The sequence below is a fragment of the Streptomyces caniscabiei genome (assembly GCF_014930365.1).
GTDB classification, from domain to species: domain Bacteria; phylum Actinomycetota; class Actinomycetes; order Streptomycetales; family Streptomycetaceae; genus Streptomyces; species Streptomyces caniscabiei.
In genome coordinates, this window is the sequence record NZ_JABXWI010000002.1 from 318716 (window position 1) to 342280 (window position 23565).

At 71.2% G+C, this 23565-nt stretch carries 22 protein-coding genes, 1 tRNA gene and 1 pseudogene; 14 read left to right on the top strand and 10 right to left on the bottom strand.

Annotated features, from left to right (window positions below):
* Nucleotides 1–7: 7 nt before the first annotated feature.
* On the bottom strand, nucleotides 8–1159 hold the full coding sequence (glgA, locus tag HW837_RS05945) for a glycogen synthase (RefSeq protein ID WP_193381410.1): 1152 nt from the start codon (nucleotides 1157–1159) through the stop codon (nucleotides 8–10).
* Nucleotides 1160–1255: 96 nt separating this feature from the next.
* Entirely contained in the window at nucleotides 1256–1996 is a 741-nt protein-coding gene (locus tag HW837_RS05950; protein WP_193381464.1) for a (2Fe-2S)-binding protein, read from the bottom strand.
* Between the two features lie 229 nt (nucleotides 1997–2225).
* On the opposite strand from HW837_RS05950, the gene HW837_RS05955 reads away from it, so the two are divergent.
* Complete coding sequence (locus HW837_RS05955; protein ID WP_193381409.1) at nucleotides 2226–3425, top strand: DMT family transporter; 1200 nt, start codon at nucleotides 2226–2228, stop codon at nucleotides 3423–3425.
* Between the two features lie 33 nt (nucleotides 3426–3458).
* Here HW837_RS05955 and HW837_RS05960 read toward each other — a convergent pair whose 3' ends face one another.
* Complete coding sequence (locus HW837_RS05960) at nucleotides 3459–4601, bottom strand: transglycosylase family protein (RefSeq protein WP_045561596.1); 1143 nt, start codon at nucleotides 4599–4601, stop codon at nucleotides 3459–3461.
* 336 nt (nucleotides 4602–4937) lie between these two features.
* Here HW837_RS05960 and gndA point away from each other — a divergent pair, with 336 nt between their 5' ends.
* Nucleotides 4938–6377, top strand: a complete 1440-nt coding sequence (gene gndA, locus HW837_RS05965; protein ID WP_045561597.1) for an NADP-dependent phosphogluconate dehydrogenase — start codon at nucleotides 4938–4940, stop codon at nucleotides 6375–6377.
* A gap of 462 nt (nucleotides 6378–6839) precedes the next feature.
* Here gndA and HW837_RS05970 read toward each other — a convergent pair whose 3' ends face one another.
* From HW837_RS05970 to HW837_RS05980, 3 genes are all read right to left on the bottom strand, one after another.
* Nucleotides 6840–7184, bottom strand: coding sequence for a GNAT family N-acetyltransferase (locus HW837_RS05970; RefSeq protein ID WP_045561598.1), 345 nt, complete (start codon nucleotides 7182–7184; stop codon nucleotides 6840–6842).
* 48 nt (nucleotides 7185–7232) lie between these two features.
* Nucleotides 7233–7652, bottom strand: a complete 420-nt coding sequence (gene panD / locus HW837_RS05975) for an aspartate 1-decarboxylase (RefSeq protein WP_045561599.1) — start codon at nucleotides 7650–7652, stop codon at nucleotides 7233–7235.
* Nucleotides 7653–7784: 132 nt separating this feature from the next.
* On the bottom strand, nucleotides 7785–8267 hold the full coding sequence (locus HW837_RS05980; RefSeq protein WP_193381408.1) for a hypothetical protein: 483 nt from the start codon (nucleotides 8265–8267) through the stop codon (nucleotides 7785–7787).
* Between the two features lie 199 nt (nucleotides 8268–8466).
* Here HW837_RS05980 and HW837_RS49560 point away from each other — a divergent pair, with 199 nt between their 5' ends.
* The 6 genes and pseudogenes from HW837_RS49560 to HW837_RS06010 form a co-directional block, all read left to right on the top strand.
* Entirely contained in the window at nucleotides 8467–8592 is a 126-nt protein-coding gene (locus tag HW837_RS49560) for a hypothetical protein (protein WP_256254830.1), read from the top strand.
* Between the two features lie 76 nt (nucleotides 8593–8668).
* Nucleotides 8669–8998: an MMPL family transporter gene (locus tag HW837_RS50285; RefSeq protein WP_371271395.1), complete on the top strand. Its 330-nt coding sequence runs from the start codon at nucleotides 8669–8671 to the stop codon at nucleotides 8996–8998.
* A 252-nt stretch (nucleotides 8999–9250) separates the two neighbouring features.
* Nucleotides 9251–9868, top strand: coding sequence for a nucleotidyltransferase family protein (locus tag HW837_RS05995; RefSeq protein ID WP_052683092.1), 618 nt, complete (start codon nucleotides 9251–9253; stop codon nucleotides 9866–9868).
* Nucleotides 9852–10157, top strand: a complete 306-nt coding sequence (locus tag HW837_RS06000) for a hypothetical protein (RefSeq protein ID WP_234442745.1) — start codon at nucleotides 9852–9854, stop codon at nucleotides 10155–10157. Before HW837_RS05995 ends, HW837_RS06000 begins: the two co-directional genes overlap by 17 nt.
* Nucleotides 10154–10921 (top strand): metallophosphoesterase family protein, encoded by a 768-nt coding sequence (locus HW837_RS06005; RefSeq protein WP_045561626.1) that lies wholly within the window; start codon nucleotides 10154–10156, stop codon nucleotides 10919–10921. Before HW837_RS06000 ends, HW837_RS06005 begins: the two co-directional genes overlap by 4 nt.
* 208 nt (nucleotides 10922–11129) lie before the next feature.
* Nucleotides 11130–11513, top strand: a pseudogene (locus tag HW837_RS06010) (DUF6766 family protein); the annotation flags it as partial.
* A gap of 24 nt (nucleotides 11514–11537) precedes the next feature.
* Here HW837_RS06010 and HW837_RS06015 read toward each other — a convergent pair.
* A complete protein-coding gene (locus HW837_RS06015) occupies nucleotides 11538–13436 on the bottom strand; it encodes an ABC transporter ATP-binding protein (RefSeq protein WP_093788622.1) in 1899 nt (632 codons plus the stop codon).
* Between the two features lie 194 nt (nucleotides 13437–13630).
* Here HW837_RS06015 and HW837_RS06020 point away from each other — a divergent pair, with 194 nt between their 5' ends.
* From HW837_RS06020 to HW837_RS06030, 3 genes are all read left to right on the top strand, one after another.
* Nucleotides 13631–14548, top strand: a complete 918-nt coding sequence (locus HW837_RS06020; protein WP_234442746.1) for a lysylphosphatidylglycerol synthase transmembrane domain-containing protein — start codon at nucleotides 13631–13633, stop codon at nucleotides 14546–14548.
* Nucleotides 14549–14816: 268 nt separating this feature from the next.
* Nucleotides 14817–15899, top strand: a complete 1083-nt coding sequence (locus tag HW837_RS06025; protein ID WP_045561631.1) for a mechanosensitive ion channel family protein — start codon at nucleotides 14817–14819, stop codon at nucleotides 15897–15899.
* Between the two features lie 267 nt (nucleotides 15900–16166).
* A complete protein-coding gene (locus HW837_RS06030; RefSeq protein ID WP_045561632.1) occupies nucleotides 16167–18386 on the top strand; it encodes an NADP-dependent isocitrate dehydrogenase in 2220 nt (739 codons plus the stop codon).
* A gap of 79 nt (nucleotides 18387–18465) precedes the next feature.
* On the opposite strand, the gene HW837_RS06035 is transcribed toward HW837_RS06030, so the two are convergent.
* On the bottom strand, nucleotides 18466–19434 hold the full coding sequence (locus HW837_RS06035) for an alpha/beta hydrolase (RefSeq protein WP_193381407.1): 969 nt from the start codon (nucleotides 19432–19434) through the stop codon (nucleotides 18466–18468).
* Between the two features lie 274 nt (nucleotides 19435–19708).
* Here HW837_RS06035 and HW837_RS06040 point away from each other — a divergent pair, with 274 nt between their 5' ends.
* Both HW837_RS06040 and HW837_RS06045 read left to right on the top strand, forming a co-directional pair.
* Nucleotides 19709–20128, top strand: a complete 420-nt coding sequence (locus tag HW837_RS06040; protein WP_193381463.1) for a MarR family winged helix-turn-helix transcriptional regulator — start codon at nucleotides 19709–19711, stop codon at nucleotides 20126–20128.
* Nucleotides 20129–20279: 151 nt separating this feature from the next.
* The gene (locus HW837_RS06045) at nucleotides 20280–21266 is read left to right on the top strand and encodes a glycoside hydrolase family 43 protein (RefSeq protein WP_078853820.1); all 987 of its coding nucleotides are present in this window, start codon (nucleotides 20280–20282) and stop codon (nucleotides 21264–21266) included.
* A gap of 110 nt (nucleotides 21267–21376) precedes the next feature.
* Here the strand turns inward: HW837_RS06045 and HW837_RS06050 are convergent, their stop codons facing one another.
* Nucleotides 21377–21919 carry a peptidoglycan-binding domain-containing protein gene (locus HW837_RS06050; protein WP_045561635.1) on the bottom strand — a complete coding sequence of 181 codons (543 nt, stop codon included), beginning with the start codon at nucleotides 21917–21919 and terminating at the stop codon, nucleotides 21377–21379.
* Nucleotides 21920–22188: 269 nt separating this feature from the next.
* Here HW837_RS06050 and HW837_RS49925 point away from each other — a divergent pair, with 269 nt between their 5' ends.
* Nucleotides 22189–23388 (top strand): helix-turn-helix domain-containing protein, encoded by a 1200-nt coding sequence (locus HW837_RS49925; RefSeq protein ID WP_045561636.1) that lies wholly within the window; start codon nucleotides 22189–22191, stop codon nucleotides 23386–23388.
* A gap of 56 nt (nucleotides 23389–23444) precedes the next feature.
* On the opposite strand, the gene HW837_RS06060 is transcribed toward HW837_RS49925, so the two are convergent.
* Nucleotides 23445–23518 (bottom strand) — tRNA-Pro (locus HW837_RS06060).
* Nucleotides 23519–23565 lie beyond the last annotated feature (47 nt).

A 23565-nucleotide genomic window follows, 5' to 3' on the forward strand; every position in this document is an offset into this window, starting at 1 on the left:
CCTGTGACTACCCCTGTTTGAGGACTTCCTCGTAAAGCCGGACCGTCCGCCGGGCGACCGTGTCCCAGCCGAACTCCCGCACCGCGCGCTCCCGGCCGGCCTCGCCCATCCGGGCCGCCGCCGCGGGGTCGGCGAGCACCGAGTCCAGGGCGCGGGCCAGACCGCTCTCGAAGTCGTCCTCGGTCGGCACGAGCAGACCCGTGACACCGTCCTCCACTACCTCCGGTATACCGCCGACCCGGGAGGCCACCACCGCGGTCCCGCAGGCCATGGCCTCCAGGTTGACGATACCCAGTGGTTCGTACACCGAGGGGCAGGCGAACACGGCCGCATGGGTGAGGAGCTGGATCACGTCCGGGCGCGGCAGCATCTGCGGGATCCAGAACAGGCCCTCGCGGACGCGGCTCAGCTCCGCGAAGAGGTCCCGGAACTCCCGGTCGATCTCCGGCGTGTCCGGCGCGCCCGCGCAGAGCACGACCTGCGCGGCCGGGTCGATGTCCCGGACGGCCCGCAGCAGATGGGGCACGCCCTTCTGGCGGGTGATGCGGCCGACGAACAGGACGTACGGGCGAGTGGGGTCGACGCCGAGGCGGTCCAGGACGTCCGTGCCGTGGTCCGGCCGGTAGAGCGAGGTGTCGATGCCGTTGTGCACGACGTGCAGCCGCGCCGGGTCCAGGGCGGGGTAGCAGCCGAGGATGTCGTCGCGCATGGCGCCGGAGACGGCGATCACGGCGTCGGCCGACTCGATCGCGGTGCGCTCGGCCCAGCTGGACAGGGCGTAGCCGCCGCCGAGTTGTTCGGCCTTCCAGGGGCGCAGCGGTTCCAGCGAGTGCGCGGTCATCACGTGCGGGACGCCGTGCAGCAGCTTGCCGAGGTGGCCGGCCAGGTTGGCGTACCAGGTGTGCGAGTGGACCAGTTCGCGGCCTTCGAGGCCGGCGGCGATGGAGAGGTCGACGGAGAACGTGCGCAGCGCGTCGTTGGCGTCGTCGAGCGCGGACCAGGGCCGGTGGCGTACGACACCGCCGGCGGCGCCCTCGCCCCAGCAGTGCACGTCCAGGTCGACCAGGGACCTCAACTCGTGGGCGAGGAACTCGACATGGACGCCCGCGCCACCGTAGACGTCGGGCGGATACTCCCGGGTCAGCAGGCCGACTCGCACCCGGAACCCCCTGATCTCAGCGGCTGGTTCCCACATGGTCACCCAGAAGGGTCGGTTGGGGAAGACCACGATGTTCGCGCGGGCGCACGCCCGGGGTCAGGAGCGGGAGCCGCTGCCTGGGCGGGTGCCGGGCGGCCGGTCGAAGCAGCAGTCGCCGCACAGCCCGCCGCCGGGCAGCCGGTAGTAGAGGCAGCAGCTGCGGCGGCGGAGGGTGACCGGGTCGAGCGTGCCGACCAGGGTGGGGTGCGCGAACAGGTCGGTGGCGAGGGCGCGGGCCCGACTCGCCTCCTCCGTACGGCCGTTGACGACCGCCCAGCGGTCGATCTGACGTACGGCGCCGATCAGCGCGGAGGCCGCGTTCCCCCACAGCAGACGCTCGGAGAGCCGCAGTTGAGCGCGCAGGGACGCCGCCAGCGGGACGAGGTGGCCCTCCCGTACGACCTCGCCGATCCGCTCGGCGGGCAGGCCGCGCACCTCGGTCAGCCACAGTTCGTCGGGGGCGCTCGCGTCGGGGTCCCAGCGCAGGAGGCGGGGGTCGAGATCGGGGACGCGCCCGTACAGGGCGGCCGAGCCCAGGGCCACCGACCACAGCCGGGCGGCGAAGCCGAGGTGGGCGATGGACGCGGCCACGCGCGGCTCGGGCGCCCGGAGACTCCGCGCGACTTTTCGGGCACGGAAAATTACGGGATTCGCGTAAACCTCCTCTTTCACCTCGGCACCCCGTGCCGCATAGGCCTGAGCGAGCGTCGGCGGTCGGCCGTGCGGTGGCAGCCCCGTGCGTAGTACGAAGAAGTCGCCGAGTGTCGAGAGGGCGGTGAGGCCGGGGTCGTCATCCACGAGGACGAGTAGTACCAGGGCCCCGACGCGCCGTTCACCAGGCGGCATGCACCCTGTGTCGCCCGTCTGAGGTATGACCCCGAGTCGCCCGTACTCCAACGGCAGTAGGACTCATTGAGTGCTCAGGTACGACGACGCGAACGCGTATCCGAGGCATCGTGGACACCATGAAAGCCGAGCGTTCACCGCGCCGGGCCGGGAGCCCCCGCGCCGCGTTGAGGAGCCGCACATGAGCGCCCTCGCGTTGTCCGTGCTGCTGTCGTTCGTCTCCGCCGTGGCCTACGCGGGCGGGGCGATCGTGCAGGAGCGAGTCGCGGTGTCCTCCCCCGGCCGGTCCTACGCGCCGCTGCGCCGGCCCGTCTGGTGGGCGGCCGTCGGGCTGAACGGCCTGGGCGGACTGCTGCACGTGGTGGCACTGGCCTACGGCCCGCTGAGCCTGGTGCAGCCGCTGGGCGCGCTGACCATCGTCTTCGCCCTGCCCATGGCGGCGCTCTTCGTGGGCCGCCGGGCGGGCGCGACGGCCTGGCGGGGCGCGATCATGGCCACGGTGGGCCTCGCGGGACTGCTCTCCCTGGTCGGCTCGGCCGACGCCCAGTCACTGGACACCGCCGAGCGGGTGCTGGTGGCCGTGGTCAGCGGCGGCGCGGTGGCCGCGCTGACCGTGGCGGGACGCGCGGCGCACCGGCACCCGGCGGTCCGCAGCATCCTCCTCGCGGTCGCCTCCGGTGTCGCGTTCGGCATGTCCTCGGTCTTCACCAAGACGGTCGCCGTCGACTGGACCCACGGCGTGGCCCTCTCCGACGTGCCGTCCCTCGCGGTCATCGGTGTCTTCGCGACGGCCGGTCTGCTGCTGTCGCAGGCCGCGTACCGGGGCGCCGGCCTGGCGGCCCCGCTGGCCACGCTCACCGTGGTGAACCCGGTGGTGGCGGCCGCGGTCGGCATCACGATGTTCGGCGAGACGTTCCGCTACGGCACGACCGGCACCCTGCTCGCGCTGGGCTGCGGGGTCGTCGCGGCGGGCGGCCTGATCCTGCTGACCACCGAGCGGCTCGGCGACGAGGCGCGGGCGGACCGGGCCGACGAGGGCCTTCCGGTTCCGGCCACCGGACAGCCGGCGACGGCGTCCGGGGGTGTGGTGTCCGGGGCTCTGGTGTCCAGGGGCGCGGCGTCCGGGACCGTCGACGTGGAGTCGCTCACCGTGGAGCAGCTGCTCGCGGATCTGCCGCGGCAGACCGTCGGGGCGCCGGGGGCGGACGAGGGCGCGATCGACCTGGACAGGCCGGTGGTCGTACCGGCCCCGTTCCTGCGGCGGAGTCAGGAGTACGGGGAGGACGTCCTGCCCGGCAACCTGCTGCCGCTGCCCTTCCACGGCGGGCCGTACGTGCCGAGGGCACTCCTCGACCGGCATCGCGACCGTGTGAAATCGTGAGCGGGAGGCCCGGACCGGGCCTCCCGCACCACGTCAGATCCGAACCCCTCCCGCCCGCAGATAGGCGATCGGATCGATGTCGCTGCCGAAGCCGGGCCCCGTCCGCACCTCGAAGTGCAGATGCGGGCCCGAGCTGTTGCCCGTGGAACCGGAGCGGCCTATGCGCTGTCCGGCGCTCACGCTCTGCCCGGCCTTCACGGAGATCGCCGAGAGGTGGGCGTACTGCGAGTACCGGCCGTCGGCGTGCCGGATCACCACCTGGTAGCCGAAGGAGCCGCCCCAGCCCGAGGTGACCACCTCCCCGGCCGCCACGGACTTCACCGTGCTGCCGGTCGACACGGGGAAGTCGACGCCCGTGTGGTAGCCCTTCGACCAGGAGGAGCCGGAGGCGCGGTAGGGCGTGCCGAGGGAGGCGCTGACGGGAGCGACGAGCGACGCCGACTCCTGCCGCCTCTCGGAGGCCTGCTGCTTCTGTTGCTTCTGCTCCTTCTGGACCTTCTTCTTTTCCTGCTTCCGCTCCTGCTTGTGTTCCTGCTTGTGTTCCTTCTTCTGGTCCTGCTTCTGGCCGGCCGTGTGCAGGCTCAGGCGCTGGCCCGGGATTATCACGTTCGGGTCGGAGCCTATGGTCGCCCGGTTGGCCGCGTAGAGCTTGCGCCAGCCGCCCCTGACGTCCTGGGAGTCGGCGATCTCGGAGAGGGTGTCACCCCGGACCACCGTGTACATCTCGACCTTGCCGGCCTGGGACTGCGGTGTGGTCTGGGGTTTCACGTCCTCGATCTGGCGGGTCGGCCCGCCGCCGCCACGGGTGAGGCCCGCGCGCTCCGAGCAGACGGGCCAGGCGTCGGGCCCTTGTCCGTCGAGGACCTTCTCGGCGATCGCGATCTGCTGTTCCTTGGTGGCCAGGTCGGCGCGGGCGGCGTACGCCGTGCCACCGAAGGCCTCCCAGGTGGACTGGCTGAACTGCAGGCCGCCGTAGTAGCCGTTGCCGGAGTTGATGTTCCAGTCGTTGGTGGACTCACAGGCCGCCACCTTGTCCCAGGTCTCGACATCGGCCGCGTCCGCGACCCCGGTGCCGATCAGCGGGAGCGCCATGCCCGCGCCGCCCGCCGTGACGGTGAGTGAGGCGCGGTTGATCCTGTTCGGTTGGTACCGCCGGTGCCGACCGCGTACGGCCATGGAGCAGCCCCCCTCGCCTATGCCATGAGCCGCAAAAGTAAGCGCCGCGAACCGGCCAGGACAAGACGAAAATTCAGCCGCTCCCGTCCCGCGAGTGGCGGGTAAGCGACCTGCTCCGGCGCGTAAGTTCCCCCGTCCGGCGCGCGAGTGACCAGGGACGGCGCACAAGGCATCTGGTTGCGCGCCCCATTGAGGCAGGTAGGGCCCTTCCCGCGTACTCAAGCCCGGCAGGCCGCGCAGTGCGGACGGGGCCGGTGCACGTCAGGATGGCCCGAAGGACAATACTGGCGGGCAGGAACGGCACCACCGATATCAGGATCCATAGGAGCCAACCGTATGAGCACTTCAGCCCAGATCGGCGTCACCGGCCTCGCGGTCATGGGGAGCAACCTCGCCCGCAACTTCGCCCGCAACGGCTACACGGTCGCGGTGCACAACCGCTCCGCGGCGAAGACCCACGCGCTGATCAAGGAGCACGGGCACGAGGGCGACTTCATCGCGGCCGAGACCGCCAAGGACTTCGTCCAGGCGCTGGAGCGCCCCCGGCGCCTGGTCGTCATGGTGAAGGCGGGCGGGCCCACGGACGCGGTGATCGAGGAGTTCGCACCGCTCCTGGAGCCCGGCGACATGATCATCGACGGTGGCAACGCGCACTTCGCCGACACCCGCCGCCGGGAGGCCGCGCTGCGCGAGCAGGGCATCCACTTCGTCGGCGCGGGCATCTCCGGCGGCGAGGAGGGCGCGCTCAACGGACCGAGCATCATGCCCGGCGGCCCGGTCGAGTCGTACGACTCCCTCGGCCCGATGCTGGAGAAGATCTCCGCGAAGGCCGCCGACGGCGCGCCGTGCGTCACGCACGTGGGCCCGGACGGCGCCGGACACTTCGTGAAGATGGTCCACAACGGCATCGAGTACGCCGACATGCAGCTGATCGGTGAGGCGTACCAGCTGCTGCGCGACGTGGCCGGCTACACCCCCGCACAGATCGCCGAGATCTTCCGCACCTGGAACACCGGGCGCCTCGACTCGTACCTGATCGAGATCACGGCCGAGGTGCTCGCGCACGTGGACGCGGCCACGGGCAAGCCGTTCGTGGATGTGGTGGTCGACCAGGCCGAGCAGAAGGGCACCGGCCGCTGGACCGTCCAGATCGCGCTGGACCTGGGCGTTCCGGTGTCCGGTATCGCCGAGGCCGTCTTCGCGCGCTCGCTGTCGGGCCACGCCGCGCTGCGCGACGCGTCCCGCTCGCTGGCCGGCCCGAAGGCCACCCCGCTCAGCGCGGCCGAGGCGGGCGCCTTCGCCGACCGCGTCGAGCAGGCGCTGTACGCCTCCAAGATCGTGTCCTACACCCAGGGCTTCCACGAGATCGACGCCGCGCGCGCCGAGTACGACTGGAACATCGACCTGGGCAAGGTCGCCTCGATCTGGCGCGGCGGCTGCATCATCCGCGCGGCCTTCCTGGACAGGATCCGCGCGGCGTACGACGCCCGGCCCGACCTGCCGAGCCTGCTCTCCGACGAGACGTTCGCCCAGGAGATCGCGGCGGCGCAGGACGACTGGCGCGAGGTGCTGGTCGCCGCGACGCGCCAGGGCGTGCCCACGCCCGGTTTCTCGGCGGCGCTGGCGTACTACGACGCGCTGCGCGCCGAACGGCTGCCCGCGGCGCTCACGCAGGGCCAGCGGGACTTCTTCGGTGCGCACACGTACCGTCGCGTCGACCGCGAGGGTTCGTTCCACACGCTGTGGGGGCAGGGCCGCGGCGAGGTCGAGGCCTGAGGACCGCCGGAGCGAGCCTGCCTGAGGGAGTGGGTGTGCTGATCGGTCGGCGGCTGCGGGTCGTCGGTGGCTGGTCGCGCAGTTCCCCGCGCCCCTGAACCTGGTTGATGTGGCCCGGCGTGAGGAGTTCACGCCGGGCCACACTTCTCCGTCCGCTCCGCTAGGACAGCGGTCCCGGCCTCGGTTCGCCCGGGACCGGGTCCGGGCCCGGGGGATTGGGCACGGGGTCCGGGTCGGGGGTGGGGACCGGGTCGGGGAACGGGGGCGGAGGGAAAGGTTCCGGGTGGTCGGGGCCCGGGCCCGGGGTGGGGCCCGGCTTCACGGGGTCCGGGTCGGGGTGTGTCATCGCGTCCTCCAGCCATGGATACGTCGGCCATGGGCCTATCCATCGGGTACCCGTCGCCCGCGCGGTCACGCACCCGGTCGGCCGAGCCGCCGCGACCGCCTTCGCCGACGGGTTCCTCAGAAGCCCTCGGGGTGGGCGATCAGCCAGTCCTTCGCGGCCCGCAGCAGCTCGGGACCGGCGGCGGGGGCCTCCTCGGGGTGGCGTTCGGCCCACTTCACGACGTACGGGCACAGGGGGGCGACGACGACGCCCTCGCGGGCCGCGATGCCGTACAGCTCCCTGGCCAGCGAGCCGGCGACGCCCTGCCCCTCGTACGCGGACTCGACGATGGTGTGGACCGGGACGAGCGCGCTCTGCGGGGAGGCGAGCACGAAGTACTGGATGTGACCGGCCAGTTCGTCACCGGCGAAGGCCTCGAGGCGGCCACCCGCCCGGTCGTCGCGGATCTGTACGTCGCTCATGGCACTCCTCGCGTGCGGATCGGGGACGCCGGGCGGTCGCCGGGGGCCTCAGACGGTGACGGCCTGCGGGCTGCGCCGCTGGTCCGATCCGGGCACCGGCTCGGAGGCGTCCGAACCGAGCGCGACGATCCGGTTGTCCTGGTCCACGTGCACGACCCTGGGCCGCAGTGCGCGGGCCTCGGCGTCGGAGACCTGAGCGTAACTGATGATGATCACAAGATCGCCGGGATGCACGAGATGGGCCGCGGCGCCGTTGATCCCGATCACGCCGGAGCCTCGCTCGCCCTCGATGACGTACGTCTCCAGCCGGGCGCCGTTGGTGATGTCGACGATGTGCACGAGCTCACCCGGCAGCAGGTCGGCGGCGTCGAGCAGATCGGCGTCGATGGTCACGGACCCGACGTAGTGCAGGTCGGCCTGGGTGACGGTCGCGCGGTGGATCTTGGACTTGAACATGGTGCGCAGCATGTTGGACTCCCGAAAGACGGCTCCCTGCCTGCTTTGTGCAGGTCAAGGGCGTTCTTCACCTTACACGGAGAGACTGCACCCGATGCTTGTGAGTAACGTCGCTCGACTCCGGGGTGGCCATTCGTCCGCCGTCTATCTGAGGGACTCGAACGGGTTCGTGAACGAGGTCAGGTCGCTCACACGGACCAGGCTGAGTTCGCCGGGTTCGATCTCGGAGCCGGACAGGACCACTTCCGTGCTCTCGACGCGTCCCCGAGCGACCCAGCAGCGGTTGACGCTGTTGCGCCAGAGCTCGAACGTCGTGGGATTCCCGTCCGTGGTGAGGGTGACGGACTCCGAGACCGGCAAGCCGTCCAGGGGTTCCCCGCCAAGGCCGTAGTAGATGCCGAGAGCGCGTTCCAGAGCTATGCCGGCCTCCGCGTTTCCGGAGGAGGCGCTGACGACCGTGACGTGCTCGGCCTGGGGGTCGAAGTACGGAGAGCCGAACCACAGGGACACGTGGACGTCGCCGGTGACTTCGTCGTAGCCGTGCCCCATGACCTGCCGTGATGCCGGCCAACCGGCGTCTACGGCGAAGATGTCGAAGCCCTGTGCCGAGAGGCCGTGATCGTTCATGGGATCCCCCGCGTGCTCGTCCGTGAACAGGCAATTGCCCCCGCGAGAGAAGCAGCATGAAGTGAGCGCGAGTTGTCGCTACGGCAGCCGGCACGCGAAATCGGGGTCAGCCCGCGAGGGTTACGACCCCTGGCTCCTGACAAGGGTGCGAGTGCGTCCGGGGCATGGCAGCCCAGGAGGCGAGCGACTGGTCTCGGGTATGGCGTGGGCGGGGCCCGGTGACCGCGTCCTGTTCGAAGCGGACGAGGAGCGCTGGCACGGTGCCGTCCACTGGCTGAACCCCGTCACCGACGAGGAGTACACCGCCGTCCCGGCCACCGACTGATCTCGGGCGGCCCCCGCGAAGCCGCCTCCTGATCTCCTCAGCCCGGCGATCGCGCACATTCATCTTCGGCGCCTTCATCCTGAGCGACGACCGCATGCTCCAGCAGTTCGGGCTGGGCCTGGCCGTCGCCATCCTCCTCGACGCCGTGATCATCCGCAGCCTCATCGTCCCCGCGGCCCTGCAGATGCTCGGCCGCCGCGCCCGGTGGCTCCCCGCATGGCTGGAGCGGAGATCGCCCAAGGTGTTCGGCAGCCTCGGTGCCGCCGTGCCGCCGGACAGCTGCCGGACGGCATCGCGGGGCTTCTGCTCACCGCGAGCCAGGCGTTCATCAAGGGCAGCGGCTCGCCTCCTGCACCGCGGCCGGCGTGCTGTGTGCTGTTCGGCGCCGCGGTGCCGGCCGGTCTGATGCCGCGTCATCTGCGGATCGACGGCCCGTCGGCCGGGGACCCGCACGCCGCTGCCCGGGTTCGCAGGGCCATGACGCCAAGGTCCCCACCGGCTGAGCGGAGGGCTCCACCGCCGAGGCCTCCCTCCGTCGGCACCGGCCTGGCACCGCACCGTGCCGGAGCGCCGTCCCCCGGCCTGCCGCGATGACTCAGGGTGAGGCCGCGCACCCGCACGGCTGGCCATCGGCCGGGGTCGCACTATCGTGGATGGCATGGGCGATCTCGCCGGCCCGGACGACGACGGGCTCCCTCCCGATCGGACCCAGGCCATCCTCGAAGCGGCCAAGGAGGTCGCTTCGCTGCTCAAGGCCGGTGGGCATCCCTTCGCGCTGGCGGGCGGCGTCGCCGTGTACGCCCACGGCGGGCCGGGGACGCTTCAGCACGACGTCGACTTCTGTGTGCTGCCGGAGGACATCGAGGCGGTCACCGCCACCCTCCAGGCCGCAGGGCTGTCCGTGGTCGAGCCGCCCGAGGACTGGCTGCTGAAGACCCGGAGCCAGGGCCAGGAGGTCGACCTGATCTTCCGGCCGTCCCGGGCCCCGGTCAGCCGCGAACTGCTGGACCGGGCGGAGGTGCTGTCGGTCCAGTCCGTGTGGATGCCCGTGCTGGCGGCGACTGATCTGCTCGTCGGACGTCTCCTGGCGTTCTCCGAGCACTACTGCGACTTCGGTGCCGTGCTGCCGATCGCCCGCACCCTGCGCGAGAAGATCGACTGGGACCGGGTGCGGCAGGAGTGCGGTGCCGAGCCGATGCCGGCCGCGTTCCTCTTCCTGCTGGAGCGCCTCCACGTGATCGAGCCGGAGGAGACCGGCGATGGCGACAGGACATGAGCACCCGCCGGCGGACGGCCCGGGACACCGCGCCGCACACCCGCCGGCGCACACCGAGTACCGCATAGCCCATCTGGAGGAGCGGCTCGCCCGGAGCGAGCTGGCCGAGCTCGGGATGCGGATCGAGGCGCGCGGCGACGCCGTGCACATCACCGGCACGGCGTCCACGCCGGCCGATCGTGAGGCGATCCTGCGCCTGGCGGCGGAGGAGCTGCCGGGTGTGCCCGTACGGGCGGACATCACGCTGGCCGACGTCACCGCGCCGGACCGTCCCGAGGAGCTGTCGTGATCCGGGTCGCGGCCGTCGGGGACATCCATCTGGGGCCGGACGGCCGAGGTCTGCTCCGCCCGGCGTTCGACACCCTGCCCGACCACGCCGACCTGCTGCTGCTCGCCGGTGATCTGACCCGGCACGGCACACCGGAGGAGGCGCGGGTCGTCGCTGACGAGGTGGCGGGGCTGCCGGTGCCGGTGATCGCCGTCCTCGGCAACCACGACCACCACGCCGAGCGGCCCGAGGACGTGACGGCCGTGCTGCGGGACGCGGGGGTGACCGTGCTGGAGGGCGAGGGGACCGTCGTCCGGGTCGACGGGGTACGGGTCGGGGTGGCCGGCACGAAGGGGTTCGGCGGCGGCTTCGCCGGGCGCAGCGGCAGCGAGTTCGGCGAACCCGAGATGAAGGCCTTCGTCCGTCACACAAGGGGGCTCGCGGACGGACTGCGCCGGGCGCTGGACGAGTTGGCCGAGGACGGCTGCGCGGTGCGTATCGCGCTCACCCACTTCTCCCCCGTACCGGACACGCTCGTCGGTGAGCCGCTGGAGATCTATCCCTTCCTGGGCAGTTATCTGCTGGCCGAGGCGATGGACGAGTCCGGCGCCGATCTCGCCGTCCACGGCCACGCCCACCTGGGCACCGAGCACGGCATCACCAGCGGTGGGGTGCGGGTGCGCAATGTCGCCCAGCCGGTGATCCGGCGTGCCTTCGCCGTGTATCGGCTGCCGGTGGACGGGGACCAAGGCGCGGGCACGGGTGCGGGCGCGGAAGGGTCGTAGCGCGGGTTGCCCCGGCCGGGGGACGGCGGACCGGGCCTGTCGCGCGGCACCCGGGCGTGGTCCGGAGGCGGGGTTACCGTCCGTCGACGTGTGCGCGGACGACCGGACGGGAGGTCCCGGATGCCCTGGCGGTGGCGAGGCGCGGTCGCGGCGGGTGCCGTCCTGCTGACGCTGTTCGTCCTCGCCCTGGTCGGCCAGGCGATAGGTGGAATCGGACGAGGAACAGCGGGTGGGCCCGCACGCCCGCCCGGACTCCCCCCGCTGGGCGGCGGCCGGCGGCCTGCGGCTCAAGGTGTACGCGAGTTCGCTGGGGTGTGTCATGGGGGTTGTGTTCGTGCTGTCGTGGCTGGCCCAGTCGATCACGGGCGTGGCGGCGTACAACGAGGAACAGCTGCGGCACCTCCAGGCTCCCGACAGCTGGTCCACGTACGTCGTCTCGGCCGACTTCTGGAACCGTACGCTGCAGAACTGGCAGTCCGAGTTCCTCGCCATCGCCTCGATGGCGATCCTCTCGATCTATCTGCGCCAGCGCGGTTCCCCGGAGTCCAAGCCGGTCGGCGCCGCCCACGCGACCACCGGCGTCGAGGGCTGAACCCCCGGGGGAACCGTACGGTTCCTAGACCGCCGCCACCGGTGCCTCCGCCCCGGTTTCGTGGGCCGTGGACCTCTCGAACTGGGTCCGGTACAGCTCCGCGTACCGTCCGTCCGCCGCGAGCAGTTCCTCGTGCCGTCCGCGCTCCACGATCCGGCCCGCCTCGACGACGAGGATCTGGTCGGCGGTCCGTACGGTCGACAGGCGGTGGGCGATGACCACGGCGGTCCTGCCCTCCAGCGCCTCCGCGAGCGCCTCCTGGACGGCGGCCTCCGAGGTGTTGTCGAGGTGGGCGGTGGCCTCGTCGAGGATGACGACGCGCTGGCGGGCCAGGAGCAGCCGGGCGATCGTCATGCGCTGGCGTTCTCCGCCGGAGAGTCGGTAGCCGCGCTCGCCGACGACGGTGTCGAGGGCGTCGGGCAGGGCGCGTACGAGGTCGTCGAGGCGGGCCCGGCGCAGCACCTCCCACAGGTCCTCCTCCGTCGCCTCGGGGCGGGCGAGGAGCAGGTTGGCGCGGACGGTGTCGTGGAAGAGGTGGCCGTCCTGGGTGACCATGCCGAGGGTGCCGCGCAGCGAGGCCGCGCTGAGGTCGCGTACGTCGACGCCGCCGATCCGGACCGTGCCCGCGTCCGCGTCGTAGAGCCGGGGCAGCAGTTGGGCGACGGTGGACTTGCCGGCGCCCGAGGAGCCGACGAGGGCGACGGTCTGGCCGGGTTCGGCGCGGAAGGAGACACCGTGCAGGACCTCGGTGCCGCCCCGTGTGTCGAGGGCGGCCACCTCCTCCAGTGAGGCGAGGGAGACCTTGTCGGCGGACGGGTAGCCGAAGCGGACGTCGTCGAACTCGACGGCCACCGGGCCCTCGGGGACCTCGCGGGCGTCGGGCTTCTCCTCGATGAGCGGCTTGAGGTCCAGTACCTCGAAGACGCGCTCGAAGCTCACCAGGGCGCTCATGACCTCGACGCGCGCCCCGGCCAGCGCCGTCAGCGGCGCGTACAGCCGGGTCAGCAGCAGGGCCAGGGACACGATCGCGCCGGCCTCCAGGGTGCCGCGCAGCGCGAACCAGCCGCCGAGGCCGTACACCAGGGCGAGCGCGAGGGCGGAGACGAGGGTGAGGGCGGTGATGAACGCCGACTGCGCCATCGCCGTACGGATGCCGATGTCCCGTACGCGGCGGGCCCGCATCGCGAACTCGGCGGACTCGTCGTCGGGCCGGCCGAAGAGCTTGACGAGGGTGGCGCCGGGCGCGGAGAAACGCTCGGTCATCCGGGTCCCCATGGCCGCGTTGAGGTCGGCCGCCTCCCGCTGAAGCCGGGCCATGCGCCGGCCCATGCGCCGGGCGGGGACCACGAAGACGGGCAGCAGGACGAGGGAGAGCAGGGTGATCTGCCAGGAGAGGGTGAGCATCACGGCGAGGGTCAGCAGCAGCGTGACCACGTTGCCGACCACTCCGGACAGGGTGTTGCTGAAGGCGCGTTGGGCGCCGATGACGTCGTTGTTGAGACGACTGACGAGCGCTCCCGTACGAGTACGTGTGAAGAACGCGACCGGCATGCGCTGCACATGATCGAAGACGGCGGTTCGCAGATCGAGGATGAGGCCCTCGCCGAGCGTCGCCGAGAGGCGTCGCGCCACGAGGCCGAGCGCGGCCTCGGCGACGGCGATGACGGCGATGAGCACGGCAAGGCGGACGACGAGGTTCTCGTCCCCGTCCGAGACGATCACGTCCACGACGTGCCCCGCGAGCACCGGCGTCGCCACGGCGAGCAGCGCGGTCACGACGCTGAGGCCGACGAACCACGCGATACGGCGACGATGTGGACGGGCGAAGGCGCCGATACGCCGTAGCGTGGCCCGGGCGAGGGGGCGGCTGTGCCGCTGGGCGGTCATCAGACCCTGCAGCTGGGTCCAGGCGGTGGTCTCCATACTCATGGGGACGACGCTAGAACCTCGACCAAGCTTGAGGTCAAATGCTTTTCGGCGTACGCCGGAGCGCGGTGACGTCCGCCGCCGGTCAGTCGCCGTCCGCACGCCCGCAACCCCCTGTTGGCCGGGCGCGGAGAGCCTCTCCCGGTGTGACAGCGACCCGGCTTTCCCGACCACTCCCCCGGCGCGTTCCGGTGCGGCGGATCCTCTGTCTGCTCCCGCTCGTGCTGGTCCTGGTCGTCGCCGTACGGCACCGTTCCGTTCTCGCCGAGGGGTTCGACCGTCTCGCGGCGGCGCGGTGGCCATGGCTGGTCGCCGCGGTCGGCGTGACCTGTCTGACCTGGGTCGCGGCGGCCGTGACACGGCAGGGGGCGCTGGTCGAGCGGCTGCCCGTGCGGCGGTTGCTGGCCACCCAGTTCGCGGCGGGCACGGCGAACCATCTGCTGCCGACGGGACTGGGCGCGAGCGCGGTGAACCTGCGGTTCATGATGGTGTGCGGGGTCTCGGCGACCCGTTCGTCGGCGGCGCTCGCGCTGTATCTGCTGGCGGAGTCCGTCGCCCGGGTCGGCCTGCTGCTGGCCCTGCTGGTGGCGTTCCCCCGGGCCCTGCGCCTCGGCCCGCTGCTGCCCGCGGGCGCGTCGACTCCCCTGCTGGTGACGGCGGTTGTCGTGGTGTGCGGCGCGGTGGCGGCGGTGTTCCTGGTACGACGGCTGCGTTCGGCCGTGTCGGGATTCGTGGGCACGGCCCTGCGCGAGGCCCGCGCGGTGCACGCGCGACCGGCACGGGTGCTGGCGCTGTGGGGTGGCTCGCTGGCCTTCCCGGCGCTCCAGGCGGGCGTACTGGTCACGGTGGGGCTGGCGTTGGGGCTCGACATCCCCGTGACGCACATGGCGCTCGCCTATCTCGCCGCCACGGTCGCGGTCGCCCTCGTCCCGACGCCGGGCGGCCTCGGTTCGGTGGAGGCCGCGCTGGTGGTGGCCCTGGTGGCGGCCGGTGGCCCGGCGGCCGTGGCGACCGCGGTGGTGCTGGCGTTCCGCGTGATCACGGTCTGGCTGCCGTTGCTGCCGGGGGCGTTGACGCTGGGTGCGCTGGTCCGGCTGAAGGTGATCTGAGGAGGAGGCCGGCGTACCGCCGAGCACATCCGGACATTCCCCCGGGCGTGGAGCCTGTCGTCGGCCGATCCGCGCAGCTGCGGTGCCGATCAGGCGTGCGGATACGGCAGGATGAGCGGTCGCGCCCGACGTCGTACACGCGTCCGGGCAGGTGAGTACACGCACTCCGGATTCGAGCAGGTGGCAAGGTGACGACACATCACATACGGCCCTCGGGACACGACATACGGTTCCCCGGCCGCTCCCCGCGTCCCTCGGGAGGCGAGCGATGACCCGGACCCTCACCCTCGACGACTGTCTCGTGGCCGGAATCATCCTGGTCGCGGGGCTGTTGGCCGCCTTCCTGCTGCGGCTGCTGCTGCGCTGGCTCGGCGGTCACGCGACGAAGACCCGCTGGGGCGGTGACGACGTCATCGTCGACACGCTGCGCTCGCTGGTGCCCTGGGGCGCGTTCGTCGGCGGCGCGGCGGCCGCGGCGGCGGTGCTGCCGCTGACGAAGACCGTGCAGCACAACGTGAACCAGTCCCTGACGGTGCTGTTCATCCTGGTCGCCACGGTCACGTCGGCCCGGGTGATCGCCGGTCTGGTGCGCACGCTCGCCCAGTCCCGGGCCGGGGTCGCGGGCTCGGTGACGATCTTCGTGAACATCACCCGGGTCACGGTCCTCGCGATCGGCTGTCTGGTGATCCTCCAGACCCTCGGCATCCCGATCGCCCCGCTGGTAACCGCCCTCGGCGTCGGCGGTCTCGCGGTGGCCCTGGCGCTCCAGGACACCCTCGCCAACCTCTTCGCGGGCATCCACATCCTCGCGTCCAAGACCGTCCAGCCCGGCGACTACATCAAGCTGAGCAGCGGTGAGGAGGGTTATGTCGTCGACATCAACTGGCGTCAGACGACGATCAAGTCGCTCTCCAACAACCTGGTGATCATCCCCAACGGTCAGCTCGCCGGTACGAACATGACCAACTTCAACCAGCCCGAGCAGGACATGACGCTGCTGGTGCAGGTGGGCGTGGGCTACGACAGCGACCTGGAGCACGTGGAGCGGGTCACCAACGAGGTCATCGCCGAGACGATGAAGGAGGTCGAGGGCGCGGTCCCCGACCACGAGCCGGCCGTCCGCTTCCACACCTTCGGCGACTCGCGCATCGGGATGACCGTGATCCTCGGGGTCGGGGAGTTCAGCGACCAGTACCGGATCAAGCACGAGTTCATCAAGCGCCTGCACAAGCGGTACCGGGCGGAGGGGATCAGTGTGCCGGTGCCGCGTCGGGCGATCACTCTCCAGACGGGGGGCGGCAGCGTGGAGATCCCCCACCAACGGGAGTCGTCGGTCGAGGTGGCCCCCTAGAGGCTTCCTCGCCCCCGCCGCCCCTACCCGTCCCGTCCCCAGGGGCTGCGCGCCCCTGAAAGGGGCGCGGGGAACTGCGCGAGAAGCCCCACCGACCCGCGCATGGGGGTCGAAGGGGCGCAGCCCCTGGGGACGGGACGGGTAGGGGCGGCGGGGGCGAGAAAGATGGGCCGTGAGCCGCCGCACACACCGACCCCTGTCGAGTCCCTCCCCCACACGAGATATCTTGATGTCGAGCAATGTTGCAGACGTGGAGCGGAGCACCCGGTGACTGACTCGACCATCATCTACACGCACACTGACGAGGCGCCCGCCCTGGCGACCCACTCGTTCCTGCCCGTGATCAAGGCGTACGCCTCGCAGGCCGGCGTCTCCGTCGAGACCCGCGACATCTCGCTGGCCGGACGCATCATCGCGGTCTTCCCGGAGTACCTGGAGGAGGGCCAGCGCATCCCCGACGCCCTCTCCGAGCTGGGCGAGCTGGCCAAGACGCCCGCGGCGAACATCATCAAGCTGCCGAACATCTCGGCGTCGATCCCCCAGCTGAAGGCCGCCGTCGCGGAGCTGCAGAGCCAGGGCTACGCGCTGCCGGACTACCCGGACGACCCGAAGACGGACGAGGAGCGCGAGATCCGCGCCCGCTACGACAAGATCAAGGGTTCCGCCGTGAACCCGGTCCTGCGTGAGGGCAACTCCGACCGCCGCGCCCCCGCCTCGGTGAAGAACTACGCCAAGACCCACCCGCACCGCATGGGCGCCTGGTCGTCGGACTCCAAGACGAACGTCGCGACCATGGGCGAGAACGACTTCCGCTCCACCGAGAAGTCCGCGGTGATCTCCGAGGCCGGCTCCCTGAAGATCGAGCTGGTCGGCGACGACGGCTCCACCACCGTGCTGCGCGAGTCCGTACCGGTCCTGGCCGGCGAGGTCGTCGACGCCTCCGTGATGCGCGTCGCCGCGCTGCGCGAGTTCCTCACCGCGCAGGTCGCCCGCGCCAAGGCCGAGGGCGTGCTGTTCTCCGTGCACCTCAAGGCCACGATGATGAAGGTCTCCGACCCGATCGTCTTCGGTCACGTGGTGCGCGCCTTCTTCCCGAAGACGTTCGCGAAGTACGGCGAGACGCTGGCCGCGGCCGGTCTCTCCCCGAACGACGGTCTGGGCGGCATCTACAAGGGCCTGGAGGCCCTGCCGGAGGGCGCCGAGATCAAGGCCTCCTTCGACGCCGAGCTGGCCGAGGGCCCGGCGCTGGCGATGGTCGACTCCGACAAGGGCATCACCAACCTGCACGTGCCGTCCGACGTCATCGTCGACGCCTCGATGCCGGCCATGATCCGCACCTCCGGTCACATGTGGGGCCCGGACGGCCAGGAGGCCGACACCCTCGCGGTGCTCCCGGACTCCTCGTACGCGGGCGTCTACCAGGTCGCGATCGACGACTGCCGCGCCAACGGCGCCTACGACCCGTCGACCATGGGCTCCGTGCCGAACGTCGGCCTCATGGCGCAGAAGGCCGAGGAGTACGGCTCCCACGACAAGACCTTCGAGATCCCGGTCACCGGCACGGTCCGCCTCGTCGACCAGGCCGGCAACGTGGTGATCGAGCAGACGGTCTCCGCCGGCGACATCTTCCGCGCCTGCCAGACCAAGGACGACCCGATCCGCGACTGGGTCAAGCTGGCCGTCACCCGCGCCCGCGCCACCGGCGACCCGGCCGTGTTCTGGCTGGACGAGACCCGCGCCCACGACGCCAACCTGATCGCCAAGGTCAACGCCTACCTGCCGGAGCACGACACCGAGGGCCTGGACATCCGCATCCTCGCCCCCGTCGAGGCCACCAAGCTGTCGGTGGAGCGCATCCGCCGCGGTGAGAACACCATCTCGGTGACCGGCAACGTGCTGCGTGACTACCTCACCGACCTCTTCCCGATCCTGGAGCTGGGCACCAGCGCCAAGATGCTGTCGGTCGTCCCGCTGATGGCGGGCGGCGGCCTCTTCGAGACGGGCGCCGGCGGCTCCGCCCCGAAGCACGTCCAGCAGCTGGTCAAGGAGGACTACCTTCGCTGGGACTCCCTCGGTGAGTTCTTCGCCCTGGTGCCGTCCCTGGAGCAGTACGCGACGGCCACCGGCAACACCAAGGCCAAGGTCCTCGCCGACACCCTGGACCGCGCCACGGCGACCTTCCTCAACGAGGACAAGTCCCCCTCGCGTCGCGTCGGCGGCATCGACAACCGCGGCAGCCACTTCTACCTGTCCCTGTACTGGGCCCAGGAGCTGGCCGCCCAGACCGAGGACGCCGACCTCGCCAAGGCCTTCGCGCCGCTCGCCGAGACCCTCACGGCGAACGAGCAGAAGATCGTGGACGAGCTGATCGCCGTCCAGGGCAAGCCGGCCGACATCGGCGGCTACTACCAGCCCGACCCGGCCAAGGCCGCCGCGGTCATGCGCCCGTCGGCCACCTGGAACGAGACGCTGGCGAACTTCGCCTGAGCCCTCGCATCCGGATGACGCCGACCCCGGCCGGGACCACTCCCGGCCGGGGTCGGCCGCTTCCCGCCCGGCTCCACGCTCAGTCGGTGCCGAGCGCCGTGCGCAGGGTGGCGATCGCCTGCCCGATGGCGGCCTCGGCGGCCTGCGTCCCGCGCAGGGCGTCGAGCATCACGAAGTCGTGGATGATGCCCTGGTGGCGCACGGCGGTCACCGGGACCCCGGCCTCGCGCAGCTTGTCCGCGTACGCCTCGCCCTCGTCGCGCAGGACGTCGGCCTCGGCGGTGATCACGAGGGCCGGCGGGAGCCCCTGGAGCTGCTCGGGGGTGGCGCGCAGCGGTGAGGCGGTGATCTCGGCGCGGTCCTTCTCGCTGGTCGTGTACTGGTCCCAGAACCACCGCATGGCGTCGCGCCGCAGGAAGTAGCCCTCGGCGAACTGGCGGTAGGAGCCCGTGTCGAACGCGGCGTCGGTCACCGGGTAGAACAGCACCTGCTGGACCAGCGGGACATCGCCCCGCTCCTTGGCCATCAGGGTCAGCGCGGCGGTCATGTTGCCGCCGACGGAGTCACCGGCCACGGCGATCCGGCCGGCGTCCAGGCCGCGGTCGGCGCCCTCGGCGACGATCCAGCGGGCCACCGCGTAGTTCTGCTCGACGGCCACCGGGTAACGGGCCTCGGGCGAGAGGTCGTACTCGGGGAAGACCACGGCGGCCCGCGCGCCCACCGCCAGCTCGCGCACCAGCCGGTCGTGGGTGTGGGCGTTGCCGAACACCCAGCCGGCGCCGTGGATGTAGAGGATCACCGGCAGCACGCCCCCGGCTCCCGCCGGGCGGACGACACGCGCCCTGACCTCGCCGGTGGGCCCTCCCGGCACGGTCACCCACTCCTCGTCGACAGCCGGCTTCGCGATCTCGCCCGACTGCACCTCGTCGACGACCTTGCGGCCCTCGACGGGACCGAGGTCGAAGAGGTACGGCGGGTTCGCGGTCGCCTCCGCGAAGGCCGCGGCGGCGGGTTCGAGGACGGGACGGCGGTGGGTGCTCTCGGTCATGACGGACTCCTCGAAACGGGTGCCGCGGGCAGGGTTCGGCCGACGCGTTCGCCGGATCGGCGGCACACGAAGACAGTAGCGTGCGATTAAATCGTGCACAACTAATCTGTGCACGATTACTACCTGCTCGATCATTTAGTGCCCGCCATAATGGAGGGGGCCGCAGGTAGGGTGGGAGATCGTCATGCAGGGCACGGGACCGAGGAGCGACACCGTGAGCACAGCCGGCGAGATCGCGACCCCCGCCGGGGCGGAACCGGCACCGGGGCACACCCTGCTCCTGGACGACCAGCTCTGCTTCGCCCTGTACGCCGCCTCGCGCGCGGTCACCGCCCGCTACCGGCCGCTGCTCGACGAACTGGGACTGACCTACCCCCAGTACCTCGTCATGCTGGCACTCTGGGAACAGGACTCGATCTCCGTGCGCGACCTGGGCGCGGCACTGCAGTTGGAGTCCAGCACCCTCTCCCCGCTGCTGAAGCGTCTGGAGACGGGCGGCCTGCTGCGCCGCGAGCGCCGTACGGACGACGAGCGTTCCGTCGCCATCCGGCTCACCGACTCCGGCGCCCGGCTGGAGGAGCGGGCTCGCACCGTCCCCGTGGACATCGGGGAGGCCATGGGGCTGTCGCCCGAACAGCACACCCTGGCCAAGCAGTTGCTGCGGCTGCTCACGGCCAACGTCAGCCGTACCTGACCGGCCGCGGGTTCCCACGCCTCGGCCCGCGGCGCCGAGCCGGAGCCGCCTCGGCCTCAACGCCCTTCGACGGCGCCACTATTGTTCGACCGTGACCTCGACCGTGACCTCGACCGAACCGACGGGCCGCCCCGAGCTGCGGCTGCCCGACATGCCGCTGCACGATCCGTTCGTGGTCGCCGACGAGGGGACCCGCACGTACCACCTCTACACGTCCAACGACCCGACCGTCTCGGGCGTGGACGGGACGGGCACGATGGTCTACCGCAGCACCGACCTGCTGCACTGGAGCCACCCCGTGGTGGTCTTCAGGACTGCCGACCAGGTGGGGATCTGGGCGACCGAGGGCGCGTGGGCGCCGGAGGTGCACGCCTGGGACGGCCGGTACTACCTGTTCACCACGCTGCACGACGAGAAGAAGCCGCTGAAGGTGCCGCCGGCCAACCGCTGGGGCACGCCCTTCGCTCTGCCGAACCACATGCGCGGCACCGTCACGGCCGTCTCCGACTCCCTGACGGGCCCCTTCGCCGTCGTGGACCCCACGCGCCCCACCCCGCCCGAGAACCTGATGACCCTCGACGGCACGCTCTACGTCGACCCGTCCGGCGAGCCCTGGATGGTCTACGCGCACGAGTGGCTCCAGACCGTCGACGGCACCATGGAGGCGATCCGGCTGGCGCCGGACCTGACCCGGACCGTCGGGGAGCCGGTCCTCCTCTTCAGGGCCTCCGACGCGTCCTGGCTCACCGAGCAGATCCCGGCCGGAATGCCGCACCAGCTCGCGCCGTACATCACCGACGGCCCTCAGCTGTACCGGACGCCCGACGACTCGCTGCTGATGCTGTGGTCGACGTACGAGAAGAACGTGGCCGGCGACGACGGCACCATCAGCGGCGGCTACGTCCAGACCTACGCGGTCTCCCGTTCGGGCGACCTCACGGGGCCGTGGGACCAACGACGGCCGCTGGTGCGGGAGGACAGCGGCCACGGGATGCTGTTCCGCACGTTCGAGGGGCAGTTGATGATGATCGTCCACCGCCCGTTCGAGAACGCCCGGGGCAAGCTCTACGAGATGCGGCTGGCCGGCGGCGAGTTGGAGGTGCTGCGCAGGCGCGCCGATCTCGACGGCGGCGGCTGACCCGGCCCGCGCCGAGCCCCACGCGTGCCCCTTCCCCCGGCGAGGGGCACGCGTGACTCGGCGCGGGCCGGGTCGGGTGAGGTGGAGCGGGTGAGGTGGGGCGGTTGGGATCAGGTGCAGGACAGGTAGTTGTAACCGGCGAGCCGCGTGTTGCCGTCGCCGTCGGGGAAGCTGTAGTTGCCGTCCGCGTTGCGGCTGAGGTTGAAGTCGCGCACGATCCCGTCGTAGCGCAGGTTCGCGGTCTGGCCGTCGGCGGTGCTGCCGGAGACGAAGTACAGCCACTTGTCCATGTGCCCGAAGGTCTCCTGGCCGACCGATCCGTCGACGCCGAGGGTGAAGTACCGCTGGAGGGCCTCGGTCGCGGCCTTCGTGTCCGAGCCGAACTTGCCGTCGATGTCCGAGGCGGAGTCCAGGAAGCCGTCCGCCCAGAGGATCTTCTGCCAGAGGCAGGTGGCGTTGGAGTTGGTGTTGGTGCCGGTCGACAGGATGCCCTCGTTGCCCCAGTCGTCGATGTAGGTGTCGGCCCCGTAGACGTAGGCGAGCCCGCTGTACGTCCCGCTCGCTGCGGCCGGCGTGGTCCCGAGCGCGAGGGTGGCCGCGGCCACGGCGCCGACGGTGCAGGCGGCCAGCTTGAATCGCGTGCGCAAGCTCATGGGAGTCCTCTCTTCGAGCCACCGGACCGGTGCCCGGTGAGCACCGCAGACTCTGGCGACGGGACACTCGCCCCGGCAAGGAATCCGCAGGTCACGGGAGAGTGGGATGCCGTCCCCCGCACTGCCTGGGCTTTTCCCTGAACGCTGGGACGCCGGTGGGACATTCGATGGGCCGTGCACCGAACACGCACACGACGAACACAAGATGCGCACGAGGTGGAAATGGTCTAGGGTCCCGAATCCGACCGACCGATTACTAGGGGTAACTTGTGACAGCCACCGTCGATCCGGAGCGATTCGCGGCGTTCCTGCGGTCGTTGAAGGAGCGGTCCGGCCTGAGTTACGAGGCACTCGCCCAGCGCACCGGCAGCAGCAGATCGTCCCTTCACCGCTACTGCTCGGGGTCGTACGTGCCCCCGGACTACGGCCCCGTCCACCGCTTCGCGCTGATCTGCGGCGCCTCCCCGACCGAACTGCGCGAGCTGCACCGGCTCTGGGCCGTGGCCGACATGAGCCGGATGGCCGACGAGGGCGCGGGCGGAGGGAAAGCCGCCGTTGAGCCCACCGCGAGTCCGGACGGGACGGACCCGGTGCCTATGGCGGTGGCGGTGACAGCTGCGGCAACGGAACCCGCACCGGCAGGCGCGACCGGATCCGCACCGGCACAGGTGACGGAGGCGGAGACGGCATCGGTATCGGCGTCGACGGCCACGTCCACGTCCACGTCCACGTCCACGTCCACGGAAACCGTGCCGTCAGCGGCCGGGACCGCGGCCGTGACCGTGCCGGCGGGCAACCCCTGGCGTCGGCGGGCGCTGCCCCTCCTCGGCTTGTGTTTTCTGCTTCTGGTGGCCGGCGGGACCTGGGTGACGCTGGCGACCCGTCAGCAGGCCGCGGCCGAGGGCGCGGACGACGGGCGGCTGCTGTTCTCCGCCGCGTGCGCGGAGCCGGTCGGGATGGGGCAGCACGACACCTGCGTGAAGGAGGTGCAGCGACTGCTCGCCAAGGCCGGCGCGGACATCTCCGTGGACAGTTCCTTCGGGCCGCAGACCCTGCGCCGCGTCACCGCCTTCCAGGTGCTGCACGGTCTCGACCCGGACGGCGTGGTCGGCAACGAGACGAAGCGGGCGCTCTACGAGCCGAAGGAACGGATACGGAGCTGGTCGCCGAGCAAGGTGCGACAGCGCGTCCGCCAGGTGTTCGCGGAGGATCCCGACCACGCGGTCGCGATAGCCGACTGCCAGTCCTTCCTCGACCCTCTCCACATCCTGCCGAACACCAACGGCACCAGGAACTGGGGCGTCTTCCAGATCTCCGACACCCGGCTGCGCGAACTCGGCGGCACCCCGCGCAAGGCCCTGGAACCGGAGTGGAACATCCAGGCGGCCCACCGCCTGTGGAAGCGTGCGGGGAACTTCGACGACTGGCCGTACTGCGAGCGCGCGTACAAGAAGTCGAAGTCGTCCTGAACGGAGAAAGCCGTACCGGTTCACACCGGTACGGCTTCGACCTGCTGTTCAGCAAGTCGGGACGACAGGATTTGAACCTGCGACCCCTTGACCCCCAGTCAAGTGCGCTACCAAGCTGCGCCACGTCCCGTCGCGCTCGTCACGGATTGTCGTGTGAACGCGCAGGTAAACCTTACC